The 6,484-nt window shown below is 64.6% G+C and carries 7 protein-coding genes; 5 read left to right on the top strand and 2 right to left on the bottom strand.

Annotation, left to right across the window (positions count from 1 at the left end):
* From VL129_RS09695 to VL129_RS09685, 3 genes are all read left to right on the top strand, one after another.
* Nucleotides 1-363 (top strand): helix-turn-helix domain-containing protein (locus VL129_RS09695; RefSeq protein WP_325412523.1); only part of this gene is annotated, 363 nt, incomplete at its 5' end.
* Between the two features lie 76 nt (nucleotides 364-439).
* A complete protein-coding gene (locus VL129_RS09690) occupies nucleotides 440-988 on the top strand; it encodes an adenine phosphoribosyltransferase (protein ID WP_325412521.1) in 549 nt (182 codons plus the stop codon).
* A gap of 127 nt (nucleotides 989-1,115) precedes the next feature.
* Nucleotides 1,116-1,949 (top strand): metal-dependent hydrolase, encoded by an 834-nt coding sequence (locus VL129_RS09685; protein ID WP_325412519.1) that lies wholly within the window; start codon nucleotides 1,116-1,118, stop codon nucleotides 1,947-1,949.
* Nucleotides 1,950-1,958: 9 nt separating this feature from the next.
* Here the strand turns inward: VL129_RS09685 and VL129_RS09680 are convergent, their stop codons facing one another.
* Nucleotides 1,959-2,633 carry a TetR family transcriptional regulator gene (locus tag VL129_RS09680; RefSeq protein ID WP_325412517.1) on the bottom strand — a complete coding sequence of 225 codons (675 nt, stop codon included), beginning with the start codon at nucleotides 2,631-2,633 and terminating at the stop codon, nucleotides 1,959-1,961.
* 167 nt (nucleotides 2,634-2,800) lie between these two features.
* Between VL129_RS09680 and VL129_RS09675 the strand changes: the two genes are divergently transcribed.
* The gene (locus VL129_RS09675; protein WP_325412515.1) at nucleotides 2,801-4,351 is read left to right on the top strand and encodes a flavin-containing monooxygenase; all 1,551 of its coding nucleotides are present in this window, start codon (nucleotides 2,801-2,803) and stop codon (nucleotides 4,349-4,351) included.
* Complete coding sequence (locus VL129_RS09670) at nucleotides 4,348-5,229, top strand: SDR family NAD(P)-dependent oxidoreductase (RefSeq protein ID WP_325412513.1); 882 nt, start codon at nucleotides 4,348-4,350, stop codon at nucleotides 5,227-5,229. The genes VL129_RS09675 and VL129_RS09670 overlap by 4 nt, the downstream gene beginning before the upstream one ends.
* Before the next feature lie 104 nt (nucleotides 5,230-5,333).
* Here VL129_RS09670 and VL129_RS09665 read toward each other — a convergent pair whose 3' ends face one another.
* Nucleotides 5,334-6,482, bottom strand: a complete 1,149-nt coding sequence (locus tag VL129_RS09665) for an acyl-CoA dehydrogenase family protein (RefSeq protein ID WP_325412511.1) — start codon at nucleotides 6,480-6,482, stop codon at nucleotides 5,334-5,336.
* Nucleotides 6,483-6,484 lie beyond the last annotated feature (2 nt).

Genomic DNA, 6,484 nt, shown 5'->3' with positions numbered 1-6,484 from the left:
GACGAACTGTCCGTGCAGCTGCCGCAGCTGCGCCGCCAGCTGATGCGGGTGATGAGCCGAGAGATCCGCGACGATCAGCAGATGATGCTGCTGCTTTCCAAGAAGACCGCCGACGAACGCATCGCCACCTTCCTGGTCAACCTGTCCGCCCGTTTCCGCGCCCGTGGCTATTCGGCGAACCAGTTCCGCCTGGCCATGTCCCGCAACGAGATCGGCAATCACCTGGGCCTGGCCGTGGAAACCGTGTCCCGCGTGTTCACGCGTTTCCAGCAGAACGAGATGATCGATGCCGAAGGCAAGGAAGTGATCATCCTCAAGCCCATCGAACTCTGTGCCCTGGCGGGCGGCAGTCTGGAAGTCTGATCCCGACTTTCCGCCTCCTCCTTCCCGGATCGTGCGCGATATACTCTCGCGCACCGCTTCCCTTGGATCCGAACCGATGATTTTTGATGAATTCGCGCTCAAATCCCTGATCCGGCCGGTGCCCGACTTTCCCAAGCCCGGGGTGGTCTTTCGCGACATCACCCCGCTGTTCCAGTCGCCCCGCGCGCTGCGCATGATGGTCGACAGCTTCATCCAGCGCTACGTGGAAAGCGACTTCACCCATGTCGGCGCCCTGGACGCACGCGGCTTCCTGCTCGGGCCGATCCTGGCCTACGAGCTGAACCGACCGCTGATCCTGTTCCGCAAGAAGGGCAAGCTGCCCTGCGACCTGCTGGAAGAAACCTACCAGACCGAGTACGGCGACGCCGTCATCGAAGTGCAGGCCGACAGCCTGTGCGAAGGCGATTCCGTGCTGCTGATCGATGATCTCATCGCCACCGGCGGTACCCTGCTGGCTGCCGCCAACCTGACCCGCCGCATGGGTGCGCGTGTCCACGAGGCTGCCGCCATCGTCGACCTGCCCGAGCTCGGCGGCTCCCGCCGCCTGCAGGACATCGGCATTCCGGTGTTCACGCTGACCGCCTTCGCCCTCGACGATCGCTGATCGCCGTTCGCAGCCGCCAACCCTTGGTTGGCGGCGCAACTCCCTCGTTTCGGCCTCAAATGCTTGCATCTGGTGCGCCTTTCGCGCAGCCCAGTCAGCCTATCGATTGCCGTACCGAGGACTTGCCATGACTGCCCTTCAGCCCATTCGCGTCACGCCCCATTTCCCTGTCCGCCGCATGGACTTCAGCTTTGGCCAAACGCCCCGCTACTGGTGGAGCGGCGATCCGTTCATGACCCATTTCATGAATAACCTCTCCTCGCTGTTTCCCTACGGCGAAAAATTCTTCGTCGATAGTGTGCGCGCGGTGCGCGACCAGGTACGCGACCGCCAGTTGCAGAAGGACATCAGCGCCTTCATCGGCCAGGAGGCCATGCATTCCAAGGAGCACGCGACCTACAACGAGTACGCCGCCGAGCATGGCATCGACCTGCATCGGCTGGAGCTGCGAATCAAGGTGCTGATGGAGTGGGTCACCCGCCTGACGCCGAAGAAGATGCATGTCGCCGTCACCTGTGCCCTGGAACATTTCACCGCCAGCATGGCCGAGCAGTTGCTGCGCCGCGAGGACATCAGCCTGCAGATGACCGATCCGCGCATGTACCGGCTGTGGCTGTGGCACGCCATCGAGGAAAACGAGCACAAGTCGGTGGCCTACGACGTCTACCAGGCCATCGGCGGCGGCTATCTGCTGCGCACCAGCGCCATGCTGGTCACCACAGTGCTCTTCCTCGGCGTGATCGCCGGGTTCCAGCTGCACCTCATGCGCAAGGATGGCCAGCTGTTCAACTGGAAAACCTGGAGGTACGGCCTGCGGACCCTGTTCAGCCTGCGCCATGGCTATGTGCCCGGCCTGATCAAGCCGTACCTGGACTACTTCCGGCCCGGCTTCCACCCCAGCCAGCACCAGACTCGTGAACTGGAAAAGCGCTGGAAGCAGGCGCTGGCCTTCGCCGGCTAAGCCGCAGCGCTACAGCTGGCCGGTACCCTGGCGCAACACCAGCGCGCCGGCCAGCAGTGTGATGATCAGTTCCTCGGCCTCGCCGCGCAGGTCCGCCTGGCGCTCCGGCCGCTCCAGATACTCCTGCGCCAGGACGAACAGGTGGCGGGTAATGGCTGAGGCCATGCGCAACAGGGTTTCCTGATCCAGACCCGGCGCCAGGCCGAACTCCGCAATATCCTCGGCCATGTCCCGGGCGAAGTCCGCCATCAGTTCGCGCAGGGACTGGCGCAGCATCGGCGACGCGCCATGCAGCTCGCGCATGCCGACGATGAAACTGTCCGGATTGCGCGCCACGAAATCGAAGAACAGCTGCACGGTTTCCCGGCAGACCAGCCGCCCCCGGGTCAGATCGGCACCCAGCAGCTGTTCGCCCCTGCCCTGCCCCAGCGTGCGCTGGGCCGCCTCGCGCCGCAGCGCGCGCAACGGCAGGCGCAACTGGCTGCCGATCTGGCTGATCAGCAACAGACCCAACTCCTCGATGCTGCCGAAATGACGATAGAAGGTGTTGGGGTTCAGCCCCGCCTCGCGGGCCAGTTCGCGCAAGCCCAGGCTGCTCAAACTGTGGGTTCTGGCCATCAGCCGCAACGCCGCATCCAGTAGCAGCCGCTTGCCCTGAGCCAATGGTGTTTCCATGCGCGTCATATCGTTTCCTTTCAAGGCATCCACCCAACGGAGGTTAGGGCGGGAACCGGGTAGACAAATGTCTACACCCCGATAGAGTTTTCCATGAACCGTTTCCGCCGCCCCCTACCGAACGCATGGCGGAATGGATGTTGCCGGTCGAACAATCATAAGAAGGAATCTGGCCCATGACTGCCGCTACGCCCCCGTCGCCCAGCGCGATACCCCATTGCAAGATCGCCATCCTCGGCACCGGCTTCTCCGGGCTGGGCATGGCCATTCGCCTGAAACAGGCCGGCGAGAACGATTTCCTGCTGTTCGAGAAGGAGGCCGGGGTCGGCGGTACCTGGCGGGTCAACCACTACCCGGGCTGCGCCTGCGATGTGCAATCGCACCTGTATTCCTTTTCCTTCGCGCCCAATCCCGAGTGGTCGCGCATGTTCGCCCCGCAGCCGGAAATCAAGCGCTACCTGGAAGACTGCTGGGAGCGCTTCGGCCTGGCGCCGCACACCCAGCTCAGCACCGAACTCAGCCGCCTGAGCTGGGACGAAGGCAGCCAGCACTGGCTGATCGAGACCCGCGACGGCCGGCAGTACACCGCCCGCTTCGTGGTGTCCGGCATGGGCGGGCTGTCCACACCCGCCTTCCCGAACATCAAGGGACTGAAGACGTTCAAGGGCAAGGTGTTCCACTCCCAGCAGTGGGACCACGACCATGAACTGGAAGGCAAGCACGTCGCGGTGATCGGCACGGGCGCCTCGGCCATCCAGTTCGTGCCGCAGATCCAGCCGAAGGTCGGCCAGCTGGACCTCTACCAGCGCACGCCGCCGTGGATCATGCCCAAGCCCGACCGCGCCATCAGCGAGCGCGAGCGCCGCCTGTACCGCCGTCACCCCGTCCTGCAGAAACTCTGGCGTGGCGGCATCTACAGCTTCCTGGAAGCCCGGGTACTGGGCTTCGCCATCAGTCCGCAGATCCTGCGCATCGCCAGCCTGGTGGCGCGCCGTCACCTGCGCAAGCAGGTCCGCGACCCCGAACTGCGCCGCAAGCTGACACCGGACTATGTGATGGGCTGCAAGCGGGTACTGATCTCCAATGACTACTACCCATCCGTGAGCCAGCCAAATGTGGCGCTGATCACCGACGGCATCGCCGAGATCCGCGCCCACAGCATCGTCACCCAGGATGGCCGGGAACGCCCGGTGGACACCATCATCCTCGGTACCGGCTTCACCCCCGCCGACCCGATCCCGCGCGGGCTGATCAGCGGCCGCAACGGTATGGACCTGGTCGACAGCTGGCCGCGTGGCCCGGAGGCCTACAAGGGCACCACCACCGCCGGCTTCCCCAACCTGTTCTTCCTCATGGGCCCGAACACCGGCCTGGGCCACAGCTCGATGGTCTATATGATCGAGTCGCAGATCCAGTACGTGCTCGGCGCGCTGCAACTGCTCGAAGAGCGCGACCTGCAAACCCTGGAGGTCAAGCGCGAGGATCAGGAACGCTTCAACCGCAAGATCGACAAGACCTCCACCCGCACCGTGTGGCAGTCGGGCGGCTGCGCCAGCTGGTACCTGCACCCGCAAAGCGGCCGCAACTGCACCGTCTGGCCCGGCTTTACCTGGCGCTTCCGGCAGATCACCCGGCATTTCGATCCGGCGGCCTATCACTTCAGCCGTCAGGCCGTAGTGGCGGAACCCCAGGCATCGGAGCCGGCACAACAGGAGGTGCGCGCATGAAGAGCTTCCACGACAAGGTGGCCGCCATCACCGGCGCCGGCTCGGGCATCGGCCGCTCCCTGGCGCTGAACCTCGCCCGCCAGGGCTGCGAACTGGCGCTGAGCGATGTCAACGAACAGGGCCTGGCGGAAACCGTCGAACAGGTGCGCCGCTTCGAGGTGAGGGTCAGTCACCAGCGCGTCGATGTGGCCGATTTCGAGGCCGTGCGCCAGTGGGCCGATCAGGTGATGATCGATCACGGCCGGGTGAACCTGATCTTCAACAACGCCGGCGTCGCCCATGGCGGAACAGTGGAAGGCAACGCGCTGGACGACTACCACTGGATCATGAACATCAATTTCTGGGGCGTGGTGCATGGCACCAAGGCGTTTCTGCCCTACCTGAAGGCCAGTGGCGCCGGGCATATCGTCAATGTTTCCAGCGTGTTCGGCCTGTTCGCCCAGCCCGGCATGAGCGCCTACAACGCCACCAAATACGCGGTGCGTGGCTTCACCGAGTCGTTGCGCCAGGAGCTGGACATCGCCAGTTGCGGGGTGTCCGCCAGCTGTGTGCATCCGGGTGGCATTCGGACCAACATCGCCCACAGCGCTCGCATGAACGACAGCCTGCTGGAGGTGACCGGCCAGGATGCCGCCCAGTCGCGGCAGCAGTTCAACGACCTGCTGTTGCGCACCAGCCCGGACAAGGCTGCGGCGGTGATCCTGCGCGGCGTGCAGCGCAACCAGCGACGCATTCTGATCGGCCTCGATGCCCGGGGTGTGGACCTGATGATGCGCAGCATGCCGGCGCTGTACCAGCGCATGGTGGTGCTGAGCATGCGTCTGGCGGCGCGCTTCACACCCAGAACGCCCGACAAGACGCCGGAAGTGGCGGAATGAAAAAAGCCCTGCCGATGGGCAGGGCTTCTAATCTCCCTCTCCCCTTGCGGGAGAGGGTTGGGGAGAGGGGGTAATCGCCGCCTCACCCTAGCTCCGGACGGGGCTTACAACCCCATCTGCTTGCTGATGATCTCGTTCATGATCTCGCGCGTCCCGCCGCCGATCGACAGGATGCGGTTGTCGCGGTACAGGCGCTCCACGCGGCTCTCACGCATGAAGCCCATGCCGCCGAGGATCTGCGTGGCGTCGTAGACGATGCGGTCGGAGACATCCGTGGCGAAGTTCTTGGCCATGGAGATTTCCTTGACCACGTTCTTGCCGGCCGACATCTTCGCCGCTTGGCGATAGGTGAACTCGCGGGACACTTCCAGCTGGGTGGCCATTTCCGCCAGGCGATGCTTGAGCACCTGGAACTTGCTGATCGGCTTGCCGAACGCCTTGCGCTCCCGGGCCCAGGCCAGGGCATCCTCCAGGGCCATCTGCGCGGTCATATTGGCCATCAGCGCCAGGGCCAGACGCTCGTTCTGGAAGTTGGCCATGATGCCGGCAAAGCCCATGTTCTCGGCACCGATGAGGTTCTCCACCGGCACCCGGCAATCGTCGAAGAACAGCTCGGCGGTGTCCGAGCACCACCAGCCCATCTTTTTCAGCTTGCGGCCGACGCTGAAACCCGGGGTGCCCTTCTCGACGAACAGCAGGCTGACGCCACCGAACCCTTCGCCGCCTGTGCGTACCGCCACGGTGTAGTAGTCGGCGCGCACCCCGCTGGTGATGAAGGTCTTGCTGCCGGTGACCCGGTAGTGATCGCCCTCGCGCACCGCACGGGTCTGCAGGTTGGCCACGTCGGAGCCGCCGCCGGGCTCGGTGATGGCCAGGGCGATGATCTTGTCGCCGGCCAGCACCTCCGGCACCACGCGGTCGCGAATCGCCGGCTTGGCCCACTTGAGGACCGGCGGCAGGCCGATGTCCAGCGAGCAGAGCCCAGACACCAGGCCGGTGGAGCCGCAACGAATCAGCTCTTCGCTGGCCGCGATCTTGGCGAACAGGTCGCCCTCATGGCTGCCGCCAAACGGCTCGGGAAAGCCGATGCCGAGGATGCCGGCGTCGCCGGCCTTCTTGTACAACTCACGGGGGAATTCCTCGGCTTCCTCCCAATCGTCGATGTGCGGCAGGATCTCGCGCTCGACGAAGCGGCGCACCGAGTCGCGGACCAGTTGATGGGATTCGTCGAAGTATTCCTGGAATGCGGCCATGG

This window comes from Pseudomonas sp., assembly GCF_035497915.1.
GTDB lineage: Bacteria > Pseudomonadota > Gammaproteobacteria > Pseudomonadales > Pseudomonadaceae > Serpens.
This window is presented reverse-complemented; position numbering and strand designations above follow the sequence as displayed.